The sequence below is a fragment of the Microvirgula curvata genome (genome assembly GCF_054781615.1).
In genome coordinates, this window is record NZ_BAAGUB010000013.1 from 76,798 (window position 1) to 100,254 (window position 23,457).

General features: G+C 64.1%; 20 protein-coding genes and 1 tRNA gene. 8 read left to right on the top strand and 13 right to left on the bottom strand.

The features are described 5' to 3' along the window. Positions 1-192: 192 nt before the first annotated feature. Positions 193-1,020: a class I SAM-dependent methyltransferase gene (locus ACYVG8_RS07530; protein ID WP_460745309.1), complete on the top strand. Its 828-nt coding sequence runs from the start codon at positions 193-195 to the stop codon at positions 1,018-1,020. A 91-nt stretch (positions 1,021-1,111) separates the two neighbouring features. Here the strand turns inward: ACYVG8_RS07530 and ACYVG8_RS07535 are convergent. Continuing rightward, positions 1,112-1,202 (bottom strand) — tRNA-Ser (locus ACYVG8_RS07535). Between the two features lie 234 nt (positions 1,203-1,436). Here ACYVG8_RS07535 and ACYVG8_RS07540 point away from each other — a divergent pair. Then, entirely contained in the window at positions 1,437-2,213 is a 777-nt protein-coding gene (locus ACYVG8_RS07540) for a ferredoxin--NADP reductase (RefSeq protein WP_028499108.1), read from the top strand. Between the two features lie 75 nt (positions 2,214-2,288). Here the strand turns inward: ACYVG8_RS07540 and ACYVG8_RS07545 are convergent, their stop codons facing one another. The 8 genes from ACYVG8_RS07545 to gcvA all read right to left on the bottom strand — a co-directional run bounded on the left by ACYVG8_RS07545 (position 2,289) and on the right by gcvA (position 11,663). After that, positions 2,289-2,603 (bottom strand): helix-turn-helix domain-containing protein, encoded by a 315-nt coding sequence (locus tag ACYVG8_RS07545; RefSeq protein WP_028499109.1) that lies wholly within the window; start codon positions 2,601-2,603, stop codon positions 2,289-2,291. Positions 2,604-2,963: 360 nt separating this feature from the next. Then, a complete protein-coding gene (locus ACYVG8_RS07550; RefSeq protein WP_460745310.1) occupies positions 2,964-3,386 on the bottom strand; it encodes a nucleoside deaminase in 423 nt (140 codons plus the stop codon). Between the two features lie 412 nt (positions 3,387-3,798). Continuing rightward, positions 3,799-4,005 (bottom strand): hypothetical protein, encoded by a 207-nt coding sequence (locus ACYVG8_RS07555; RefSeq protein WP_028499110.1) that lies wholly within the window; start codon positions 4,003-4,005, stop codon positions 3,799-3,801. Positions 4,006-4,357: 352 nt separating this feature from the next. Further along, entirely contained in the window at positions 4,358-4,540 is a 183-nt protein-coding gene (locus ACYVG8_RS07560; RefSeq protein ID WP_028499111.1) for a hypothetical protein, read from the bottom strand. Between the two features lie 527 nt (positions 4,541-5,067). Continuing rightward, positions 5,068-6,750 (bottom strand): acyl-CoA dehydrogenase family protein, encoded by a 1,683-nt coding sequence (locus ACYVG8_RS07565; protein ID WP_028499112.1) that lies wholly within the window; start codon positions 6,748-6,750, stop codon positions 5,068-5,070. Positions 6,751-6,815: 65 nt separating this feature from the next. After that, the gene (locus tag ACYVG8_RS07570) at positions 6,816-7,856 is read right to left on the bottom strand and encodes an ABC transporter substrate-binding protein (RefSeq protein ID WP_028499113.1); all 1,041 of its coding nucleotides are present in this window, start codon (positions 7,854-7,856) and stop codon (positions 6,816-6,818) included. Positions 7,857-7,940: 84 nt separating this feature from the next. Beyond that, positions 7,941-10,640, bottom strand: a complete 2,700-nt coding sequence (gene acnA / locus ACYVG8_RS07575; protein WP_028499114.1) for an aconitate hydratase AcnA — start codon at positions 10,638-10,640, stop codon at positions 7,941-7,943. Between the two features lie 114 nt (positions 10,641-10,754). Beyond that, positions 10,755-11,663, bottom strand: a complete 909-nt coding sequence (gene gcvA, locus ACYVG8_RS07580; protein ID WP_028499115.1) for a transcriptional regulator GcvA — start codon at positions 11,661-11,663, stop codon at positions 10,755-10,757. A 229-nt stretch (positions 11,664-11,892) separates the two neighbouring features. Between gcvA and acnB the strand changes: the two genes are divergently transcribed. Both acnB and ACYVG8_RS07590 read left to right on the top strand, forming a co-directional pair. Beyond that, the gene (gene acnB / locus ACYVG8_RS07585; RefSeq protein ID WP_028499116.1) at positions 11,893-14,478 is read left to right on the top strand and encodes a bifunctional aconitate hydratase 2/2-methylisocitrate dehydratase; all 2,586 of its coding nucleotides are present in this window, start codon (positions 11,893-11,895) and stop codon (positions 14,476-14,478) included. Positions 14,479-14,624: 146 nt separating this feature from the next. After that, positions 14,625-15,080, top strand: coding sequence for an SgcJ/EcaC family oxidoreductase (locus ACYVG8_RS07590; RefSeq protein ID WP_028499117.1), 456 nt, complete (start codon positions 14,625-14,627; stop codon positions 15,078-15,080). A 76-nt stretch (positions 15,081-15,156) separates the two neighbouring features. On the opposite strand, the gene loiP is transcribed toward ACYVG8_RS07590, so the two are convergent. Beyond that, positions 15,157-15,918 (bottom strand): metalloprotease LoiP, encoded by a 762-nt coding sequence (loiP, locus tag ACYVG8_RS07595; protein ID WP_036385846.1) that lies wholly within the window; start codon positions 15,916-15,918, stop codon positions 15,157-15,159. Between the two features lie 213 nt (positions 15,919-16,131). On the opposite strand from loiP, the gene ACYVG8_RS07600 reads away from it, so the two are divergent. Genes ACYVG8_RS07600 through ACYVG8_RS07610 form a run of 3 tightly spaced genes read left to right on the top strand, consistent with a single transcriptional unit; the run spans position 16,132 to position 19,726 of the window. Further along, on the top strand, positions 16,132-17,559 hold the full coding sequence (locus ACYVG8_RS07600) for a coniferyl aldehyde dehydrogenase (RefSeq protein WP_028499119.1): 1,428 nt from the start codon (positions 16,132-16,134) through the stop codon (positions 17,557-17,559). Positions 17,560-17,567: 8 nt separating this feature from the next. After that, a complete protein-coding gene (locus ACYVG8_RS07605) occupies positions 17,568-18,119 on the top strand; it encodes a twin-arginine translocation signal domain-containing protein (protein WP_107889818.1) in 552 nt (183 codons plus the stop codon). Continuing rightward, positions 18,116-19,726, top strand: coding sequence for a GMC family oxidoreductase (locus ACYVG8_RS07610; protein WP_028499120.1), 1,611 nt, complete (start codon positions 18,116-18,118; stop codon positions 19,724-19,726). The genes ACYVG8_RS07605 and ACYVG8_RS07610 overlap by 4 nt, the downstream gene beginning before the upstream one ends. On the opposite strand, the gene ACYVG8_RS07615 is transcribed toward ACYVG8_RS07610, so the two are convergent. Genes ACYVG8_RS07615 through ACYVG8_RS07625 form a run of 3 tightly spaced genes read right to left on the bottom strand, consistent with a single transcriptional unit; the run spans position 19,704 to position 22,789 of the window. Beyond that, positions 19,704-20,369 carry a hypothetical protein gene (locus tag ACYVG8_RS07615; protein ID WP_460745311.1) on the bottom strand — a complete coding sequence of 222 codons (666 nt, stop codon included), beginning with the start codon at positions 20,367-20,369 and terminating at the stop codon, positions 19,704-19,706. The two genes, ACYVG8_RS07610 and ACYVG8_RS07615, sit on opposite strands and share 23 nt — an antisense overlap. A 6-nt stretch (positions 20,370-20,375) precedes the next feature. Then, entirely contained in the window at positions 20,376-20,879 is a 504-nt protein-coding gene (locus ACYVG8_RS07620) for a C40 family peptidase (protein ID WP_028499122.1), read from the bottom strand. Continuing rightward, entirely contained in the window at positions 20,876-22,789 is a 1,914-nt protein-coding gene (locus ACYVG8_RS07625) for an ATP-binding cassette domain-containing protein (protein WP_460745312.1), read from the bottom strand. The genes ACYVG8_RS07620 and ACYVG8_RS07625 overlap by 4 nt, the downstream gene beginning before the upstream one ends. A 314-nt stretch (positions 22,790-23,103) precedes the next feature. Between ACYVG8_RS07625 and ACYVG8_RS07630 the strand changes: the two genes are divergently transcribed. After that, positions 23,104-23,454: a hypothetical protein gene (locus ACYVG8_RS07630; protein ID WP_028499124.1), complete on the top strand. Its 351-nt coding sequence runs from the start codon at positions 23,104-23,106 to the stop codon at positions 23,452-23,454. Positions 23,455-23,457 lie beyond the last annotated feature (3 nt).

Genomic DNA, 23,457 nt, shown 5'->3' on the forward strand with positions numbered 1-23,457 from the left:
GCGCCAGGTACCGACATGCCCGGCGTCGCCTGTTTGAGGACGAGGGCGATCTGCGCTTCCGCAAAGCGGCTCTTTTTCATGGCAGGAGTGGGCTCATCCGGCCGAGATTTCCGCTTCGGGATGGACCGTAATCGTGGAAAAGGGCCATATCCGCCGCTTCTTCTTGACTTGAAGTTGACTTCAACTTCTACCATGACTTTGGTTCTCGATGAATCTTTCATGAGGTTTGATATGAAGACTGGTGAGATCCGTTTTCGCGATGGGGCTGCGTATGAGCGCTATATGGGAAGGTGGAGCCAGCTTGCGGGCGAAACATTCCTCGACTGGCTTGATCCTGCATCGGGCCAGCAATGGCTGGACGTGGGCTGTGGCAACGGCGCCTTTACCGGGATGCTTGTCGGGCGCTGCGATCCGGCTTCGGTGCATGGCGTGGACCCCTCGGAGGAACAGCTTGCCTACGCCCGCGCACGGCCCGAACTGTGCTCTGCGCAATTTCGGCAGGGGGATGCGATGGCGATGCCTTATCCCGACAGCGCGTTCGATGCCGCAGTGATGCCGCTGGTCATCTTCTTCGTTGCCGATCCGGCCAGGGGGGTTGCCGAAATGGGACGGGTAGTGCGTCCTGGTGGCATCGTTGCCGCTTACGCATGGGACATGGCAGGCGGTGGCTTTCCCTACGAGACGCTGCTGGCGGAAATGCGCGGGCTTGGCATCACGGTGCCGGCGCCCCCTAGCCCCGATGCATCGCGCATCGACATGATGCGGGACTTGTGGGCTGGCGCAGCCCTGGATGCGATTGAAACGCGGGAGATCGTTGTGCACCGCACATTCGCCGATTTCGACGACTTCTGGGCGACGGCGCTAGGCGCACCGAGTGTCGGGATGATACTTGCATCGATGGCGGTGGAGGACCTCGCGCATCTCAAGGCCCGGGTACGTGGCCGCCTGCCGGCGCAGCGATCAGGTCATATCACTTGTGATGCCCGCGCCAATGCCGTGAAAGGCCGTGTCCCGAAGTAGCCGGTGCCAGTGGAAGCCAGACCAGGATGGCATACTGGAAAACGCGAAATGCGAAAAAGCCCTGAATAATCAGGGCTTTTTCGCTGTGCTCTGGCGGAGAGGGTGGGATTCGAACCCACGGTAGGTTATGCACCTACGCCTGATTTCGAGTCAGGTACATTCGACCACTCTGCCACCTCTCCTTGTTTAGCGTCGCGAACGGCGCTGAACAGGAGGCGAATATTAAAGAACTTTTTCCGGTTTGAAAAGGGCTTTTTGCAAAATAATCGACAGCCGCTGCCATGGAACGGAAAAGTGGCTGATTGCAAAGTTATTTTCCATTTTGCATGAAACCCGCATTGCGCACAGGGTTGAGTCTGGTGGGGAAGCAGGGGACAATAGCCGAGTAAATTACTCAGGTAATGGAGAGAGGACCGATGGCCGCCCCCGCCGAAGAGAAGTACACCGTCGAACACATGCTGTCCGTTCATCGCTGGACCGATACCCTGCTCAGCTTCCGCATGAGCCGCCCGGCCGGATTCCGCTTCACTCCGGGCCAGTTCGCCCGCCTTGGCCTGCCGTCCGGGCAGGGTTTCGTCTGGCGCGCGTACTCGATGGTCAACGCGGTGTGGGATGACGAGCTGGAGTTCCTGTCCATTGTTGTGCCCGATGGCGAATTCACCTCGCGGCTGAGCCGGCTGTCAGCCGGTGACGACATCTTGCTGGACAAGCGCGCCAACGGTTTCTTCACCCTCGACCGCTTTGTCGACGGTCAGGATCTGTGGTTGCTGGGTACCGGGACCGGGCTGGCACCGTACTTGTCCATACTCAGGGAGCCGTCGGTCTGGTCCCGGTTTGACACCCTGACCCTGGTTCACAGCGTGCGGACAGCCGCCGAGCTGGCCTATCGTGACGAGATCGCGGCGCTGCGGGACCATCCGCTGTGGGCCGAGCACGGTCACAAACTGCATTATCAGCCGGTGGTCACGCGCGAGTCGCATCCGGGCTGCCTGTCGGCGCGTCTGCCGGTGCTGCTGGCCAATGGCGAACTGGAGCAGGCGACCGGTCGCCTGCTGACGCCGGAGCGGGCCAGGATCATGATCTGTGGCAACCCGCAGATGGTGGAGGACACCCATCGCCAGCTGATCAGTATGGGTTACCGGCTCAGCCGGCTGACTGCACCGGGGCAACTGGCACTGGAAAACGGTTTCTGATTCTCGGGAAAGGAAAACCCCCGGCAGTGGCATTGCCGGGGGTTTTCGTTTTCCCGCCGTGTGCGGGGCGGAGGCTTAGAGCTGGACCGTGGCATCAGACTGCTTTGCCTGGGCGCTGACGGCTTTCTTCAGGCTCTTGTACAGATCGGGGTGGGTCTGCTTCAGGTACTCGATGATTTCGAAGTCCTCGTGCTTGACCCGTGCCAGATCGATATGCTCGACGTGGACCAGGCGCAGCAGTTCGCGCACCGGCTTGGGCATGTTGCGACCGGATTCATAGCGCGAGCCGCCGGACTGGGTGACGCCGATCTTGCTCCAGAAATCCTGCTGGTTCAGGCCGAGCTTGCGGCGGATCTCACGCGGATTGGGAATCTTGCTGAACAGTTGCATAGTGAATCACCTCGATGAACATGATTGATGATGGAGTATCTGGGGCACATTATGAAACTATCAATTAGTATTTTCTGTTACTCACAATGCATTTTTGTAAACATTTGTATCACGGCTGGCGGTGAACACAAAATGCAGGCCGGCTGATCGCGGCGTAGCGTGGGCATTCCGTTGCGCTGAACGGCAGATCAGGCCCGGCACAAACGGAATGTGGATCAGCCCGGATAGGAGCGATGCCGGATGGAAGAAGTTCCACCGTTCGTCGCTTGGGCGATTGCCATGACTCTTCCGATCGGCACATGACGCCGGCGAGCCACCCGGTCAGGTGGCTTGCTTGGCGGAGCCGGAAGCCGGCTCGAATCAGTGCGGTGCCGGGGAGGCGCTCAGCAGCGGACCGATAATGCGGGTCGAATCGATGGTTTCATCCTGGCTGTAGCCGGTGTCGGTGCTGGGATGCGGGTAGGCGTAGAGGACGCGGGAGATGCCGCTGCAGAGAATGGCGGCGACGCACAGCGCGTTGGGCTGGCAGTTGGTGTACAGGGTCAAGGCCTTGCGGGGCAGGCTGTCCAGTTGCTTCAGCAGACGGATCAGATTGATCTCCGCATGGGCCGTGGGGTCTCCGGAAGTGGATTCGGTATTGTGCGCTTCGGCGACGACGCGTCCGCGCGGGTCTGCCAGCAGGGCGGCGTAAGGCTTGTTGCCGCGCGAGACGGCGATATGGGAGAGATCGACGGTCCGTCGCAGCAGATCGAGGTCGGAAGGAGTCGGTTGTGTAGTCGACACAGTAGTCTTCAGGGTAGTCAGGGAAAGCGTTTCGGGTAGTCGTCTCCAGACAGGAATGCCACCCGTATTTGACGCTATTGTCCCTTCCTCGGCGCGCCGGCATCTGACCTTGGTCAAGTCGGAAGCAGGCGGGGCAGGCGGCGGCTGCCGGGGCCGCCCATGCAGGTCAGTCCAATTGACTGACATTCACACCGGACTGCGAATCGCTATTAAAACCTGGCTGCGTCATTCAGGTATTGCCGTTCCGGCCATATTAAGGTCGGCAGTGCCGGGGAGAGGGAAAGCCCGGCTCGGCTCAGGGAGAGGATTGGTGAGAATGTGTTTCGGGAGACGTTGATTCATTAACCTGCACTGGCAGGCGCCACGCTGGCTGACCGCTGGAACGGTTTTTTTCGTCAGGATTGCCGCCGTGTCAGCTCTTGGATTCGGGTATTGAACGGGGGAATGGCATGCTGGGCGGCTCCTGGCGGGCAGTGATGCGGTTGTAAAGCATCGCCATGCGATTCGCTTCCTTTTCCATGACATAGGTGCCGGGCAGGGTGATTCCCCGGGGCGAAATGACGACCCAGCAACGCTGTTCTAGGCCGCTTTGAATTTGCATGATGGTATAGGCCGACATGGCGCTCTCCGCATGGGACAGGATCAGACAGGTATCTGCACGTGCAGAAGATATTACAGACTGTACGTAAATGTCGATGATTTTGTTGTTTGACAATGCGCATATCGGCCAGCATAAAATATTTCAAGTTTTCCATATTGAAATGTTATTTTCAGGCTGTTATGTCGGCATAGATTCTATTGAATACTCAATGTGGGAGCATGAAATATCAGGTAATGACGTTAAGATTAAATGAAACAAGGATATGCAAAAAGAAATATTAGGGTCGCGTTAGTCAAAATGGACTAGGTTGCCGCCGGCAAAAGAAAACGCCCCGCCAGGGCGGAGCGTTTTCTGATCGGAGTGCGCCGGGTCAGGCGAGCACTTCGCCTTCGCGGGCAATTTGCCACTTGGTGGTGTCAAAGCCCTGACGCAGCAACGCGCGTCGGACATTGCTGTGCTTGGCGTTGGACGGCACGCGCAGTGCCGGTACGAACTGGCCGCCGGCAAGCGGGCGGGCATGGATGATCAGAAAGTCGTTATGGATCGAGTTCATGATGGTGGTTTTCCTTATAGTTGTTGTACCTGCCGTCATTTGGCAGGGGTCATGCAGTCGGCCTGGGCCGGATAGTCGAAAAGCGATATAGGTGTCATGGCAAGCTCCTTGCCGTTGGCGTCGAAACGCGTCGGGCGGTCTGCGGCGGCAGAAAATCTGCGCTGCTGACGAATAGTAGGCTTGCGATTGTTACGGGAAATCGCCTGGACTGCAGCGTTGTGTAACCGTCGGTCTGGAATGGACCCGAATCAGGTATCGCCCTGTCGGGTCCATGCGCTGCTACAAGCAGCATAGACGGTGACAGGGTGGATGCAAGGCCGACGGGAAGGACTGGCAGGCATCGCCGGACTTGTGTGCTCAATAAGACACAAGTGCAACCTTGCTGCTTGGGTGCAGTGGTTGCCTGTGGCCGAAAGCAATCGGCCCGCGTAGGCGATGACTTGCAAGTCGCTGAATCTTCATGAGAAGCTACAGCGTCCTTGCACCCTAACATGATTTTTGCTGGCGTGCAACATTTTGTGCTGCGTTCAGGCCCAGTGGCGGTCAAGCATGCGGGTGTCGCCCGCCGCCAGTCCGTCGAGGGCGAGAGTGCCGCTGACCCTGCCATGGGCCAGCAGACCACCGTCGCCAAGGCGGCTGGCGATAAACAGCCCGGACACGTCGGCGGGCGCATGTTCGCGCAGCAGCCGGGCCTGTTCGAGCAGGATGATGCCCTGTGCCAGCCGCCTTGCGTGCGCCTCCTGCACGTCGGCTGGCTGGGCCAGCAGCGCCTGCAGGGTGTGCAGGCAGCCGCTCAGCAGCGAGTCGTCGCGGAAGGCGGCTGACCAGTCGGCCAGCAGCAGGGCGGCACCGTCCGGGTCGCGCTGGAGGGCGCGCAGCACGTCCAGGCACATGACATTGCCCGACCCCTCCCAGATCGAGTTCACCGGTGCCTCGCGGAACAGGCGCGCCAGTGGCGCGTCCTCGACATAGCCGTTGCCGCCCCAGATCTCCATGGCCTCACCGGTCAGTTCGATGGCCCGCTTGCAGATCCAGAATTTCGCGGCCGGTGTCACGATGCGGCGGTAGGCCCGTGCCAGCGGATCGGGCTCCGGGGCGGCGGCCTGCTCGAACGCAGCGGCGAGCCGGATCATCAGCCGCGTGGCCGCCTCGCTTTCCAGCGCCATGTCGATCAGTACATTGCGCATCAGCGGCTGTTCCCGCAGCGGGCGGCCAAAGGCCGAACGATGGCGGGTGTGGTGCAGCACTTCGACCAGAGCCCGGCGGATCAGTGCGGCGCTGCCGATTACGCAGTCGAGGCGGGTATGGGTGGCCATCTCCAGCAGGATCGGGATACCGCGCCCGGCTTCGCCGACCGGCATGGCCCACGCATCGTGAAACTCGACTTCACTGCTGGCGTTGGAGCGGTTGCCGAGCTTGTCCTTCAGCCGCTGGATATGGACGGCATTGCGACTGCCGTCAGGTCGCCAGCGCGGGACAAAAAAGCAGGACAACGGGCCGTCGCGCGGATTGTCCTCGCGGGCGACCACCAGGTGCGCGTCGCACATCGGAGCGGAAAAGAACCACTTGTGACCGTTCAGCCGCCAGGCGCCACGGCGTCCGCCGGCGGTGGACGGCACCGCCCACGAGCGGTTGCTGCGCACATCGGAGCCGCCCTGCTTCTCGGTCAGGCCCATGCCGATCAGGGCGGCGTACTTCTGTTCCCAGGGCAGATCGCGCGGGTCGTGCTCGCGGCTCAGCAGCAGCGGGCCGAGGCGGGAGAACAGCCCGGGGTCCTGCTGCAGGACCGGGATGGCGGCGAAGGTCATCGTGGCCGGGCACAGCGTGCCGGACTCGACCTGGCCCTGCAGAAAGTAGCCCGCCGCACGGGCGGCCCAGACGCCCGGACGCGGGTCTGTCCACGGCAGCGCATGCAGGCCTTCGCCGCGCAGCAGCGTCAGCAGGGTGTGCCATGACGGATCGAAGGTGACGGTGTCGATGCGCTCGCCAAGCCGGTCGAACACCTGCAGGGTCGGCGGATGGCGATTGGCCCGGTCGCCGAGTGCCAGGATGTCGGCGGCGCCGAGCGTGGCGCCGATGCGGCGCAGGGTTTGATCAAAGTCGCTGGCGCCGGCGCGGCGGACTGCGTCGCGCAGCACCGGATCGCTGGCATACAGGTTGTAGCCGCAGAGATCGGGGACCTGATTGTCGTGGGGGCGTGACGGGCTCATGGGGGAAATCCGCGCAGGAGACGCTTCACAGCGTAGTGCATGCGCGGTCCCGTTGCCGGTTGCTGTCAGCGCTGGTGTTTCTCGGCGGCGGCGATCACCTTGCCGGCAATATCGGCCGGCACCCATAACTTGACCTGTTCCGGGTAGCGGACAATGTAGGCGCGTGCCAGCGTGCGCCAGTCCTGCTTTTGCGTCGATTGCCGTGCCAGCGTTTCGTTCAGGCGGTCGATCGGCACCGAGAAACGCTGCAGGACCGAGACCAGGACCGGGTCGGCGGCGTGGAAGGCGCGCGATGCGCCGGCCTGGATCACCGCGTCCGGCGAGGCGGATGCGCATGGCGCCGGATTGTCCTTGTCGGCCAGGGTCTTGAAGCAGGCTTCGTTGTATGCCGGTTCCTGCAGCTTGATGAAGCGGTATTTGCCCATCAGCGCGGTCGGTGTCCAGTAGTAGAACAGCACCGGCTTGCCTCGGCGGTAGGCCGAGGCCACCTCGGCATCAAGTGCCGGACCGGTGCCGGGCCGGAAATTGGTATAGCTGGTGGTCAGCCGGTAGGCTTTCAGCTTCTGCGAGTTGACGCCTTCGCAGGTCCAGCCGGTCGGGCAGTTCAGGAAGCGTCCCTTGTCCGGGGATTCCGGGTCCCGGAACAGGGCGGCGTAGCGCGGCAGGTCGGCTACCGATTTCAGCGCCGGGGCTGCGGCGGCAATGCCGCGCTTGCGATCGCCGTTGACCAGATAGTCCGGCACGTACCAGCCTTCGCTGGCGCCGGTAAGGGTCTTGCCGAGGCCGACCACCTTGCCGGCGGCAGCGGCCTGGTTCCAGGCGTCGCTGCGACCGATCCATTCCTCGGCGATGACCTGGATGTCGTTGTTGGCCAGTGCGTTTTCCATGGTGACGGTATTGCCGGGCAGGGCATCGGTCGTGCAGCCGTAGCCGGACTCGAACACCTCGCGCAGCAGCTCGGTCAGAAACGACGCGCTTTCCCAGTTCAGACCGGCGAATCTGACCGGCTTGCCGGCGGCGCACCAGGTCGACGGCGGGCTGGCCGCCTGCGCCGCAGTGGACACGGCCAGCAACAGGGTGGAGGCAAGGATTGTGGTTTTCATCATGGCTGTTTTTTTCTCCGTGAGAAAGCCCGCACGGGCCGCCGCTGCCTGCATGGCGGCGGCCCGCCTGGTCCGGGCCGGTGAGGCTCAGGCCGCAGCCAGCAGTTCGCGCAGCACGTACGGCAGGATGCCGCCGTGACGGTAGTACTCGACCTCGATCGGGGTGTCGATGCGCGATGTGACCGCGTGGCGTTCGACTGTGCCGTCGGCACGGTGGATGACCAGCGTCATGTCCTGTTGCGGCACCAGCTCGCCATCGACACCATCGATGTCGAAGGTTTCGCTGCCGTTCAGTCCCAGCGTGCCGATGCTGTCACCATCCTTGAATTGCAGCGGCAGCACGCCCATGCCGACCAGGTTCGAGCGGTGGATGCGCTCGAAACTGCGGGCGATGACCGCCCGGACCCCGAGCAGCATGGTGCCCTTGGCCGCCCAGTCGCGCGACGAACCGGTGCCGTATTCCTCGCCGGCCAGCACCACGGTCGGAATGCCCTGCTGCAGGTACGACTGGGCCGCGTCGTAGACCGTGGTCTGACGGCCGTCATACAGCGTGAAACCGCCCTCGACCGGGCTGCCGTCCGGATTCGGCGGCAGCATCAGGTTCTTGACCCGCACATTGGCGAAGGTGCCGCGGATCATGATGTCGTGGTTGCCGCGCCGGCTGCCGTAGCTGTTGAAATCGCGCTTCTGCACGCCGTGCTCGACCAGATAGCGACCGGCCGGGGTGCTGTCCTTGAACGAACCGGCCGGGCTGATATGGTCGGTGGTCACCGAGTCGCCGAGCAGCAGCAGCGGTTTGGCGCCGCGAATGGCACCGACCGCATCATGCTGCATGCCGAAGCGGTCGAAGAACGGCGGCCTGGCGATATAGGTCGACTGCGGCCAGTTGTAGACCTGGCCGGTCGGGGCCGGAATGGCATTCCACAGATCGTGGTCGCGGGTGAAGTCGCTGTACTTCTCGCGGAAGACCGCCGGGTCCATCGCGATCGGCATCAGCCTGGCGATTTCATCCGAGTTCGGCCAGATATCGCGCAGATAGACCGGATGGCCGTCGTTGCCGATGCCGAGCGGCTCGGTTTCCATGTCGATATTGACCCGGCCGACAATGGCGAAGGCAACCACCAGCGGCGGGCTGGCAAGAAAGTTGGCGCGCAGGTTCGGGTGAATGCGCGCCTCGAAGTTGCGGTTGCCGGACAGAACGGCGGCGCAGACCAGATCGTGCTCGACAATCGCCTGGTTCAGCTCCGGCGTGATGTCACCGGCGTTGCCGATACAGGTGGTGCAGCCGAAAGCGGCGACATCGAAGCCGAGCGCTTCCAGCGATGGCATCAGCCCGGCGGCCGTCAGGTACTCCGGCACCACGCGTGAACCGGGGCCGAAACTGGTCTTGACCCGCGGATGAACGCTGAGTCCTTTCTCGACCGCCTTTTTCGCCAGCAGGCCGGCGGCGAGCAGCACGCCGGGGTTCGAGGTATTGGTGCAGCTGGTGATGGCGGCGATCAGCACATCGCCATGACCGACATCCTCGGCATCACCGGCGACGACATGGCGCTCGCCGAGTTCCGCCGTCGGCCGGTTGAAACCGCTGGCGGCGGTTGGCGCAGACAGCAGATGCTCGAAGGTTTCGCGCATTTTCGGCAGGGCGATGCGGTCCTGCGGCCGTTTCGGGCCCGCCAGCGACGGCGTGATGGTGTTCAGGTCGAGGGTCAGCGTCTTGCTGTAGTCGATGTCGCCGGCCTGCGGGATGCCGAACAGGCCCTGGGCCTTGAAATACGCCTCGAACAGTTCGATTTCCGCATCCAGGCGGCCGGTGCCGCGCAGGTAGTCGAGGGTCTTGTCGTCGACTGGGAAGAAGCCCATGGTCGCGCCGTATTCCGGCGCCATGTTGGCGATGGTCGCGCGGTCGGTCACGGTCAGGCTGGCCGTGCCCTCGCCGAAGAATTCGACGAACTTGCCGACCACCTTCTCGCGTCGCAGCAGTTCGGTCACCGTCAGTACCAGGTCGGTCGCGGTCACGCCCTCGCGCAGCTTGCCGGTCATCTCGACACCGACCACGTCCGGCGTCAGGAAATAGACCGGTTGTCCGAGCATGGCGGCCTCGGCCTCGATGCCGCCGACCCCCCAGCCGACCACGCCGACGCCATTGATCATCGTCGTGTGGCTGTCGGTGCCGACCAGGGTGTCCGGGTAGACCACGCCGTCCTTGACCCGGACGCCGCGGAACAGATACTCGAGGTTCACCTGGTGGACGATGCCGATGCCGGGCGGGACCACCTTGAAGGTGTCGAACGCCTGCATTCCCCATTTCATGAACTGGTAGCGCTCGCGGTTGCGCTGGAATTCCAGCTCCATGTTCTGCCGCAGCGATTCGGGCGTGCCGTAGTGGTCGATCATCACCGAGTGGTCAACCACCAGGTCGACCGGCACCAGCGGTTCGATGGTCTTCGGGTCCTTGCCCAGTCCGTCCGCCACATTGCGCATGGCGGCCAGGTCGCAGAGCAGCGGTACGCCGGTGAAATCCTGCAGCACCACGCGCGCGACCGTGAACGGGATCTCGTCGGTTCGTGCCGCGTTGGGCTGCCAGTTGGCCAGCTGGCGCACGTGCTCCGGGCTGACCTTGATGCCGTCACAATGACGGTAGACCGATTCCAGCACCAAGCGGATCGACACCGGCAGGCGGGATACCGGGCCGACCCCGGCCGCCTCCAGCGCAGGCAGGCTCGCATAGCGCAGCGACTGGCCGGCGGCCTGCAGGGTGGCGAGGGCAGGGAAGAGAGACTCACTCATGGCAACACTCCTGTTTCTGGCATCACAGTGTTACAGCATGGAACCGTCCGGCGGCGAACTCAAGCATCCTGACATGTCTTTGCTGCGGATGCCGGCCAAAGAGTGCATTCGGCTTCAGTGCTGGCCCGGCGCCTGCTGCAGCGCATTGGCGCAGCTTTCCAGCCACTGGCAGAACGCGGCGATGGCCGGATCGTTGACCATGGCGCGCGGCACGATCCAGCAATAGCCGCGTACCGGCACCACCGGCCGCGGCAGCGGTGCGACCAGGGTGCCGGCATCGATTTCGGTCTGCATCATCGGCAGCGGGCCGAGGGTCACGCCCAGCCCGTCCATGGCTGCCTGCAGGGCCAGATAGAAGTGGTCGAAATGCTGGGTCGAGGCCGGCTTGAGATCCGGCACGCCGGCCAGCGTCAGCCAGCGCTGCCATGCGGTCGGTCGCGTGTCCGCATACAGCAGGGTGTGACGGGCCAGATCGCCCGGCTGCCGGATCGGCAGCCGTTCCAGCAGTTCGGGGCTCAGCAGCGGCTGTTCCCATTCGTCGAGGAACGGCTTGGTCATGTAGCCGGGCCAGTCGCCGGGGCCGCGGCGGATGGCGACATCGAACGGTACGGTCAGGCGGCTGATGTCGCGGTCCGAGGTCATCATCCGCAATTCCACTTCCGGGTACTGGCGCTGGAACTGCGACAGCTGCGGCAGCAGCCAGTGCATGGCCAGTGTCGGCGTGGAATTGATCGTCAGCCGGCGCGGGCGGTCCGGCTGCATCAGCTGCGCGGTCGCATTGGCGATGATGTCGAGCCCGTCCTGGACCTGCACCAGATAGCGCCAGCCGACATCGGTCAGCTTGACCCGGCCGCCGGCGCGTTCGAACAGCCTGACACCGAGCCATTCCTCCAGTTGCTTGATCTGCTTGCTCACAGCACCATGCGTGACGTACAGCTCGTTGGCAGCGGCGGAAAAGCTTGCCAGCCTTGCTGCTGCCTCGAAAGCACGCAGGGCGTTCAGCGGTGGGAGATGTGTGCTCATGGTGTGAGTTTATCTCACAAGCGTTGTGGCGATTACTCGTTTGTGCACCGGCGACGATTCAGCGTACTCTGTCGCACAAGATAAAAGGGTCCCGCGCCAACCGGATGCCGGACGACCCGGACCAGGATACGCAGCATGCCGCCGACGCCCGGTTCCTGCAGGAACCGGACCAATAGACGCCGCGCCGGCATGCGGGCAAAACGCAACCGCAACTGCAAAGGTCAACGCCATGCTTGAAGCCTACCGCAAACACGTCGCCGAACGTGCCGCCCTCGGCATTCCGCCGCTCCCCCTCACCGCACAGCAAGTGTCCGAACTGGTTGATCTGCTGAAGAACCCGCCGGCTGGCGAGGAAGCCTTCCTGGTCGATCTGATCACTCATCGCGTGCCGCCGGGCGTGGACAATGCCGCCAAGGTCAAGGCCGCGTTCCTGGCCGCGCTGGCGCAGGGCAGCGACAGCTGTAGCCTCATCAGCCGTGCCAAGGCGACCGAACTGCTGGGCACGATGCTGGGTGGCTTCAACATCAAGCCGCTGATCGACCTGCTCGGCGATGCCGAAGTGGGCGTCGTCGCTGCCGACGGGCTGAAAAAGACCCTGCTGATGTTCGACTACTTCCACGACGTCAAGGAACTGGCCGACAAGGGCAATGCCAATGCGCGCGGCGTGATCGAATCGTGGGCGAACGCCGAATGGTTCACCAGCCGTCCGTCCGTGCCGGAAAAGATCACCGTGACCGTGTTCAAGGTGACCGGCGAAACCAACACCGACGACCTGTCGCCGGCGCCGGATGCCTGGAGCCGCCCGGACATCCCGCTGCACGCGCTGGCCATGCTGAAGAATGCGCGTGACGGCATCACCCCGGACCAGCCGGGTACGGTCGGCCCGATCAGCCTGCTGGAACAGCTGAAGGGCAAGGGCAACCTGGTCGCCTACGTCGGTGACGTGGTCGGTACCGGTTCCAGCCGCAAATCGGCGACCAACAGCGTGATCTGGCACACCGGCGAAGACATTCCGTTCGTGCCGAACAAGCGCTTCGGCGGCGTCTGCCTCGGCGGCAAGATCGCCCCGATCTTCTTCAACACCCAGGAAGACTCGGGCGCGCTGCCGATCGAAGTCGACGTGTCGGCGCTGAACATGGGCGACGTGGTCGAGATCTACCCGTACGACGGCAAGATCGTCAAGAATGGCGAAACCGTTGCCAGCTTCGCGCTGAAGAGCGACGTGATCCTCGACGAAGTGCGCGCCGGCGGCCGCATCAACCTGATCATCGGCCGTGGCCTGACCGCCAAGGCCCGCGAGTCGCTGGGCCTGCCGGCCTCGACCACCTTCCGTCTGCCGAAGGACCCGGCTGCAGCCAGCAACGGCTTCACCCTGGCGCAGAAGATGGTCGGCCGCGCCTGCGGCCTGCCGGAAGAGCAGGGCGTCCGCCCGGGCACCTACTGCGAACCGCGCATGACCTCGGTCGGCTCGCAGGACACCACCGGCCCGATGACCCGTGACGAACTGAAGGATCTGGCCTGCCTCGGCTTCTCGGCCGACCTGGTCATGCAGTCGTTCTGCCACACCGCTGCCTACCCGAAACCGGTCGACGTGAAGATGCACCACGAGCTGCCGGAATTCATCCGCAACCGCGGCGGCGTCAGCCTGCAGCCGGGCGACGGCGTGATCCACAGCTGGCTCAACCGCATGCTGCTGCCGGATACCGTCGGCACCGGCGGCGACAGCCACACCCGCTTCCCGATCGGCATCTCGTTCCCGGCCGGCTCCGGTCTGGTGGCGTTTGCCGCTGCCACCGGCGTGATGCCGCTGGACATGCCGGAATCGGTGCTGGTCCGCTTCAAGGGCAAGATGCAACCGGGCATCACCCTGCGTGACCTGGTCAATGCCATCCCGCTGTACGCCATCAGGCAGGGCCTGCTGACCGTGGCCAAGGCCGGCAAGAAGAACATCTTCTCGGGCCGCATCCTGGAAATCGAAGGGCTGCCGGACCTGAAGGTCGAGCAGGCATTCGAACTGACCGACGCCTCGGCCGAGCGTTCCGCCGCCGGCTGCACGGTGCAACTGAACGAAGCGCCGATCGCCGAGTACCTGACGTCGAACATCACCCTGCTGAAGTCGATGATCGCCAACGGCTATGGCGATGCCAAGACGCTGGGTCGCCGCATCAAGAGCATGGAAGCCTGGCTGGCCGCGCCGAAGCTGCTGAAGGCCGATGCCGACGCCAGCTACGCTGCCGTGATCGAGATCGACCTGGCCGACGTGACCGAGCCGATCCTGGCCTGCCCGAACGACCCGGACGACGTGAAGATCCTGTCCGAAGTGGCCGGCACCAAGATCGACGAAGTGTTCATCGGTTCGTGCATGACCAACATCGGTCACTTCCGCGCTGCCGGCAAGCTGCTCGACGGCAGGACCGACATCCCGACCAAGCTGTGGATCGCCCCGCCGACCAAGATGGACGAGAAGCAACTGACGGAAGAAGGCTACTACGGCATCTTCGGCCGCAGCGGCGCCCGTACCGAAATGCCGGGCTGCTCGCTGTGCATGGGCAACCAGGCCCAGGTGCGCGAAGGCGCGACCGTGGTGTCGACGTCGACCCGCAACTTCCCGAACCGTCTGGGCAAGAACACCAATGTGTACCTGAGCTCGGCCGAACTCGCGGCGATCACCTCGCGCCTGGGTCGCATCCCGACCGTGGCCGAGTACATGGCTGACGTCGGCGTGATCGATGCCAAGGCGGCGGAAGTCTACCGTTACCTGAACTTCAACGAGATCGAGTCGTACCAGGAACAGGCCGACAGCGTGAACGTGTGATGCCTGCCGTCAGCTGACGGTAGCGTCACCCCGGAACTGCCCCGCTTCTGCGGGGCAGTTTTTATTTTAAAGTCATTGTTTGGCGGAAAAATTTCCTTGTGTCATATTGAGGGTGTCGCCTTTCACCCCGGTCAAGGATATCTTTCATGAAATTCCGCCTGTTTTATGTTGCTCTCACCCTCGGTCTGGTCTCCGGCCCGGTCCTTGCCCGTTCCGTGGTCTGCCACAAAGCGGGGGAGCGGGAAGTGGCCGCGCTGTTCGATCGCTGGAACGACTCGCTGAAGACCGGCGATCCGGCCAGGGTGGTGGCCAATTACGCCACGAATTCCATACTGCTGCCGACCCTGTCCAACCAGCCGCGGCTGACACCGGAAGCCAAGGCCGACTACTTCGAGCATTTTCTGGCGAAGAAGCCGGACGGGAAAATCGACAGCCGCTGGATCGAGGTCGACTGCAATACGGCGGTGGATGCCGGTCTGTACACCTTTACCTTCGGCGATGGCAGCGTGGCTCACGCGCGCTACAGTTACAGCTACAAGTGGAATGGAAAAAAATGGCTGATCACCAGCCACCACTCATCGCTGATGCCGGAGAAAAACTGATCGCAAGACCGCCGGTTTCCGGCATGACAATAAAAACGCCCCGGACCATGCCGGGGCGTTTTTGCTGGTGCCAGGCTTACTTGCCGCTGGCGAGGCGGTCCTGGATATGCTTGGCGCGTGCGGCCGAACCCGGGTGCGAGCTCATCATGCTGCTCTGGCCGCCGTCCATGTCGGCCAGCTTCTGGAAGGCGGTGACCAGGCCTTCGCGCTTCATGCCCTTGCGGGTCAGCAGATCGAACGAGTAATCGTCGGCGGCGCTTTCCTGCGACTGCGAGAACTGGGCATTGATCAGCTTCTCGGTCAGATCGCCGAGTTGCGACGTGCTCAGCGCGGTCACGGTGGCATTGCCGGAGGCAGCGGCGGCGCTGCGGGCGGCGGAGACGGCATAGGCGGTTTGCATCGCCTTCTTGCTGTGGCCGAGCGCCACGTGGCCGATTTCATGGCCGATGACGCCGCGCAGCTCGTCGTCGTTCATCTTGTCCATCAGGCCGCTGTACACGCGCACGCAGCCATTGGCCATGGCCCAGGCGTTCACATCACTGGTCAGATAGACCTTGAAGTTCAGCGGCTGGCCGTCCAGATTGTTGCCGAACGGCTTGACGACCTTGACCAGACGCTTTGCATACTTGTTGCCGGCCGGTGCAATCTTCGACTGCTTGTCGCTCTGGGCGCAGGCCTGGGCCGACAGCGACTTGACGTCGGCGTCGCTGAGCGTTGCCGCCTTCATCGCCAGGCTGCCGGTCTGGACCAGTGCGTCCGGGTTGAGCTTGCCGCCGGCGCAGGCGCCCAGGGCAAGGGCGAGGGTAATCGGGGTGAGGATCGTGAGTGTCCGCTTCATGTTGGGCTCCATGGGGTTTTTGTAATACTTAGTGGGTCATAATTGTATAAGGTTAATTTGATGTCGTTGTCCATGTTGTCCGGCACTTCAATGACACTGGCTATCGATCATACGTTTGAAATTCGTTGCCGGTTACGATTAGAGTTGCTACTCTAATCGCATGCCGCATGGGCCGCACCGTACCGGGGCGAATGGCAACACAAGGAAGCTGTCATGGACAGGGAAACGACCGATCCGGCACTGCCGGCGGTGATGCTGGAACCCTTTGCGCATCTGCGCGCGCAGGCGGTGCACACGCCGTACCCGGCGCTGGCCGAACGGCTGCAGTGGCTGTCGGCACTGCGGGCGATGGCGCTGGATGGCGAGGCGCGCTGGGTCGATGCCGTCGCCAGCGATTTCGGGCATCGCTCCCCGGTCGAGACCCGCATGCTGGAGCTGTTTCCGGCCGTGGCCGGGCTGCGCCATACCCAGCGGCACCTGATGCGCTGGATGCGGCCGCGCCGGCGCGGGGTTGACCTGCTGTTCATGCCGGCGCGCAACCGGGTGATACCGCAGCCGAAGGGCGTGGTCGGCATCATGGTGCCGTGGAATTACCCGATCTATCTGACCCTGGGGCCGCTGACCGCCGCGCTGGCTGCCGGCAACCGGGCGATGGTGAAAATGAGCGAGTTCACGCCGGCCACCGGTGAACTGATGCGCGAACTGGCCGACAAGTATCTGGGCCGCGACGTGATCAGCGTGCTCGACGGTGATGCGCAGCAGGCCAGCCAGTTTTCCCGGCTGCCGTTCGATCATCTGCTGTTTACCGGTTCGACTGCCGTCGGCCGGCTGGTCATGCGCGCGGCCAGCGACAATCTGACCCCGGTCACGCTGGAGCTTGGCGGCAAGTCGCCGGCGCTGGTCCTGCCCGGCTACCCGCTCGAGAAGGCGGCCGAACGCATCGCCTTCGGCAAACTGATCAACGCCGGCCAGACCTGCATTGCGCCCGACTACGTGCTGGTCCACACGTCACAGCGCGACGCGTTCGCTGCAGCCTATGCGTCAGCCGTCGCACGGGCTTACCCGACACTGGTCGCCAATCCGGATTACAGCGCCGTGATCAATGACCGTCACCGGCAGCGGCTGGGCGAACTGCTCGACGATGCCCGCGCGCACGGCGCCGTGGTACGCGAGATCAACCCGGCGGGAGAAGACCTGGCCGGCAGCGGCAAGCTGGCGCCGGCACTGCTGCTGGAGGTGGCCGACACGGCACGGGTCCTGCAGGAAGAGATCTTCGGCCCGCTGCTGCCGGTCGTCAGCTATGACAGCCTGAACGATGCCGTCGACTACCTGAACGCCCGGCCGCGGCCACTGGCCATGTATGTATTCGACGAGGACAACCGCCGCCTGTCGCAGATTCTGGCCTGTACCCATGCCGGCGGGGTCACGCTGAACGACACCATGCTGCACATTGCCCAGGACGATTTGCCATTCGGCGGCATCGGTCCGTCCGGCATGGGCAGCTACCATGGCCGTGACGGCTTCGACACCTTCAGCCATCTGAAGGCAGTGTGCACGCAGGCACGTCTGAACGGCACCGGGCTGATCCGGCCACCGTATGGCCGGGCGGTCAGCGCGCTGCTGCGCTTCATGCTGCGCTAGGAGCGGGCATGCCATCCCGACGCACGGTACTCAAGGTGGGAGCGGCCGGCGGCGTGCTGCTGGCGCTGGCCGGCCTTGGCGCGGATCTGCTTGCCACCGATGACGGCCCGCTGCCGTCCGGTCCGGCGCTGGCGAACGTGCCGGCCGATGCGGCCATTGCGCTGGCCGCCATCGTGCCGGTCATGCTGGGCGGCGTGCCGGCCGGACTGACGGCGGCCGATTTTTCCCGCATCGTGCTGGCCGGTATCGACACGGCGCTGGCGGGCCTGACGCCGGCGCAGCGCAACGAGGTGACGCAGCTGTTCTCGCTGCTGCGCCTGCGTCCGGCCCGGCGCTGGCTGCTGGGACTGCGTGCGCCCTGGCATGCTGCCGCGGCCGCCGATATTGCCGCCACGCTCGACCGCCTGCGCCATAGCCGCCTGCAGGTACTGCGCGCGGTCTACCAGGGTCTGCACCAGCTGATTGGCGCGGCCTGGTACGGCAACCCGGCCGCATGGCCGGCGATCGGCTACGGTGGTCCGCCGGCCGCAGTACTGGCCGCACTGGGGAGGACCGCATGATTGCCGACCCGATTGTCGACGGCCTGGCCCGCGGCTGGAAAGTTACCGATGCCGCAACCCTGAGCGGCGATCTCGACCTGACGGCGGACGTGGTCATCGTCGGCAGCGGCGCCGGTGGCGGCATTGCCGCCCGGGTGCTGAGCGAAGCCGGCCACGACGTCCTGCTGCTGGAGGAGGGCGGACTGTGGTCATCGCGTGATTTCGACCTGCGCGAAGCGACTGCCTACCCGCGCCTGTACCAGGAATCGGCCGCGCGCCAGACGCGTGACAAGGGCGTGACCATTCTGCAGGGACGCGCCGTCGGCGGCTCGACCGTGGTCAACTGGACCAGCTCGTTCCGCACCCCGACCGATACCCTGGCCTGGTGGCGCAGTGAGCTGGACCTGCCGTTTACCGCCGAGTCGATGGCGCCATGGTTCGAGCGCGCCGAAGCGCTGGTCGGCGTGGGCGACTGGCTGCCGGCGCCGAACGGCAACAACGAGGTGATTGCGCGTGGCTGCCACGCGCTCGGCCTGTCATATGGCCATATCCGTCGCAATGTGCGCGGCTGCTGGAATCTCGGTTACTGCGGCATGGGCTGTCCGACCAATGCCAAGCAGTCGATGCTGGTGACGGCCATTCCGGCCGCGCTGGATCGCGGCCTGCGTCTGGTGCACCGGGTGCGGGTCGAGCGGCTGCGGTGGCGCGACCGGCAGGCGGAGTGGCTGGAAGGGGTGGCGCTGGCCGCCGACGGGCTGACGCCGACCGGGCACCGGGTGCGGGTGCGCGCCCGCCATGTGCTGCTGGCCGCCGGGGCGATCAATACCCCGGCCCTGCTGCTGCGCAGCGAGACACCGGACCCGTTGCGGCTGATCGGTGCCAATACCTGCCTGCACCCGACCGTGTTGTCCGGCGCGCTGTTCGCCCGCGAGATTCATCCGTATGACGGTGCCCCCCAGTCGATTTATACCGACCATTACCTGCATGCGGGGCCGGTCGATGGCGAACCGGGATTCAAGATTGAAGCGCCGCCGGTGCATCCGCTGCTGGCTGCCGTGACCCTGACCGGCTTCGGCCCGTCCTATGCGTCCACGCTGCGGGCGTTGCCGAGACTGAACGTACTGATCGCGCTGGTTCGCGACGGTTTTCATCGCGAACTGCCCGGCGGCCGGGTGTCACTGCGCAGCGATGGCTCGCCATTGCTCGATTACCCGCTGAGCGAGACCTTCTGGCGCGGCGCCCGCCACGCCTTCGAGGCAATGGCGGAAATCCAGTTTGCAGCTGGTGCCGGTCGGGTCATGCCGCTGGATGAGCGCGCCGGTTTCTGCCGCAATCTGGCCCAGGTCCGCGAGGCGACCCGGGTGCTGTCACCGGTGGCGACCCGGGTCGTCAGCGCACATGTGATGGGCGGCTGCCGGATGGGACGCGATGCCGGCAGCGGCGTGACCGACAGTGACGGCCGGCTGTACGCGGCCGACAACGTGACCGTGTGCGACGGATCGTTGTTGCCGACCAGCCTCGGCGTCAATCCACAGCTGACGCTGTATGCACACGCATGGCGGATTGCCGACGGGGTGTCGAAACGCTTGTCGTCGGGGGGGCGACCTACTTCATCCAGCCCAGCTTGACGCGGATTTCGTCGTCGGCCGTCCGCAGTTCGCGGATGCCGACGTAGTCGAATACCGGATAGCCGGCGACATTGCTTTTCATCTTGTCGGCCAGCGACGGTACCTGGTCGAGCCGTACCGACAGCACGTCGCCGTCGACCTTCGCCCACGGTTGCTTGTCGGCGAATTTCTCCACCGGGTTGCCGACCGCCAGCCCCATGATGCCGATGGCGATATTGCCGAGCGTTTGCGCGATCAGGCCATTGTCGGCCGCCGTGGTATGGCGCTCGAAGCGGATCTTTATCGTCCGGTTCGGCCAGTCGACCGGCAGGAAGCGGAAATCGACCGTGTGCAGCGCGCTGACGCCGGACGTGGTCTTGAGCAGCAGCGTGCCCTTTTCCGGTGTCAGCTTCAGGTCCTCGACGCTGACATCCTTGCGGTTGATGTCCTTGCGCAGCGTGTCCAGCAGCCAGTCGCGCTTGATGGCGATGCCGTCCTTGCGCACGCCCGGCATCTTGCCGACGCTGTCCTTCAGCTGCAGGTAGAGCAGGATGGCCTTGTCGCTGGACAGTTCCGGCGGCAGTTTCGCCGCACTGTCGGCGAAGGCGGGCAGGGCGGCCGCCGCCAGCGTGGCGAGCAGCAGGGTGGTCGGGATCAGTCGCATGAGAACTCAGTTCAGAACGGCACGCGCGCCATCGTAGCGGGCGGCGAAATAGCTGTTGTCGAGGCTGTCGACGCGGATGACGCTGTTGGTGCGTGGTGCGTGCACGAACTTGTTGTCACCGATATAGATGCCCATGTGCGAATAACGGCGATTCATGGTGTTGAAGAACACCAGATCGCCGGCCTTCAGCGCACCGCGGTCGATCTCGCGGGTTCGCGACGCGATTTCGGCGGCATTGTGCGGCAGTGCCACGCCGACGGCATTCTTGTAGATGAAGGCTGCCATGCCGGAACAGTCCAGCCCGGCATCCGGATTGCTGCCGCCGAACTGGTAGCCGACGCCGAGCAGACCGAGCGAGTACATGACGATCTCGCGTCCGTCGCCGCTGGCCTGGATGCGGGACAGCGACACGTCCGGTCGCGGGCGGGCGGGTTTCCGGGTCGGCGCCGTCGAGCACGCGGCAATGGCCGCGACCAGTCCGAGTACGATCCAGCGGCGAACGTGTGTCATCCCTGTTTGCTCTCCAGTTCTTCCCAGCGCGCGAGCTTGTCCAGCAGCAGCCCGTCGATGGCTTCGATCCGCGCCTGCCAGGCGCCGGCCTCGGCGGCGCGGTCCTTCCACACCGACGGGTCGAGCAGGCGTTCGTTCAGCGCGGCCTGTTCGGTTTCCAGTGCGGCGATCTGGTCGGGCAGTTGCGCCAGTTCGCGGGTTTCGTTGAACGACAATCGGGTGCGGGCCTTGTCCCGCGCCGGCTTCGCGGGCGCCGCTGCCTGGGGCGCCGGCTGCGAAACTGCCGGTGCGGGTGCCAGTTCTGCCATCCGTGCCCGCGCGGAGACCCAGTCGGCATAGCCGCCCGGGTATTCCTCCAGCTTGCCGTCGCCCTCGAATGCAATCACCTGGGTGACGACGTTGTCAAGGAAGGCACGGTCATGGCTGACCAGGAAGACCGTGCCGTTGTATTCGGACAGCAACTGCTCCAGCAGTTCCAGCGTATCGATATCGAGGTCGTTGGTCGGTTCGTCCAGTACCAGTACATTCGCCGGCTGGGTAAACAGTCGCGCCAGCAGCAAGCGGTTGCGCTCGCCCCCTGACAGAGAACGGACCGGGCTGCGTGCACGGGCCGGCGCAAACAGGAAATCTTCCAGATAGCTCATCACATGGCGGCGCTGTCCGCCGACATCGACATAGTCCTTGCCGTCGCCGATCACGTCGACGATGGCCATGTCTTCCGGCAACTGGGTACGGAACTGGTCGAAATAGGCGATCTGCAGATTGGTGCCGCGCCGCACGCTGCCGCGATCCGGCTCCAGCTCGCCGAGAATCAGTTTCAGCAGCGTGGTCTTGCCGGCGCCATTCGGGCCGATCAGACCGATCTTGTCGCCACGGATCAGGCGGGTGGTGAAATCGCGAATCAGCGTGCGGCCGTCGAAACCCTTGTCGACATGTTCGAGCTCGGCCACCAGCTTGCCGGAGCGGTCGCCGGCATCGAGTTTGAAATTGACCTGGCCGACGCGTTCGCGGCGCGATGCGCGCTCGCGGCGGATCTGCTCGAGGCGGCGGACCCGGCCTTCGTTGCGGGTCCGGCGTGCCTCGATGCCCTTGCGGATCCAGACTTCTTCCTGGGCATGGAATTTGTCGAACTTGCGGTTCTGTTCGGCTTCGGATGCCAGCTCGTCGGCCTTGCGCGTCTGGTAGGCGGAGAAGCTGCCCGGGTAGCTGCGCAGCATGCCGCGATCGAGTTCAATGATGCGGGTGGCGACATTGTCAAGGAAGCGCCGGTCATGGGTAATCAGCAGCACGGCGCCGCTGAAGCCGTTCAGCAGGCCTTCCAGCCATTCGATAGCCGATACGTCGAGGTGGTTGGTCGGTTCGTCCAGCAGCAGCACGTCCGGGGCGCTGGTCAGGGCGCGCGCCAGCGCGACACGCTTCTTCCAGCCACCGGACAGCTCGGTGATGCGCGTGTCCGGCGACAGACCGAGATGCGACAGGGTGGTGGAGATGCGGTTCTCGAAACTCCAGCCGTTGCTGGCCTCCAGCGCCGACTGGATCGCCTGCATGCGGGTCAGCAGCTCCTCGTGATCGGCATCGGGGCTGGCCAGCGCCTGGCTGATGCGGTGGTAGTCGCCGAGCAGGTCCTTCAGTTCGCCGAGGCCTTCGGCCACGGCGTCGAACACGGTCTGGTCCGGATCGAACTCCGGCTCCTGCGGCACGTAAGCGACGGTGATGCCGCTCTGCTGCAGGATGCGGCCGTCGTCGAGACGGACGGTACCGGCGATGGCCTTCAGCAAGGATGACTTGCCGGCGCCATTGCGGCCGATCAGACCGACGCGCTCGCCCCCGTCAAGGGCAAAATCGACGGCGTCGAGCAGGGCGACGTGCCCGAAGGCGAGGGAGGCTTTTTCTAAAGTCAGGAGCGGCATGTAGGCAGACTGAAAACGGCAACAAAACCGGTAGATTCTAGCATGCGACCGCGCAGTGCCCCGAACGGGCTGATACAATCGTTTCAATAAGCCAATAACAAGCCTCGCATTGCGGGGCCTCAGACTGTTCATGAAGGCGGGCACCGGTGGTCATCGCGGCGTCGGTGCGCGCCAGACAGCATCTGCCGGTAAGCACGGCACCTGCCTGATTGAATCCTGCCCCTTCCGTTCCCGCCGCCGCGGAGTATGGACAGTCTGACGCCTCGCGTTGCGGGGTTTTTATTTTGATGATCCGCATTATCCAGGAGCCAGCCATGTACTTCGTCGATCGTTCCGTCGCCGTCATCAAGCCCAAACAACCGTTTGCCGACTGGCTGAACGGGGTGCCTGACAATGATATGGAGCTGTCGCTCGACAGCCTGCGCGCCGACTGCACCGTTATCCTGATTCCCGAGTTTGACGAGCCGGAAGAAGGCGTCAGCCATATTGACGACATTGCCCAGCGCCTGTTCGAAATGGAACTCGCTACCTGGTACGAAGACAAGAGTCTGTGGCCGACCGACCGCTCGCTGAAGACGTTCTGGGAATGGTTCGATGTCGAGATCCACTCGATGGTGATCGACACTGTCGACGACGAGCTGGAAAACACGCCGCTCGACGACTGAATC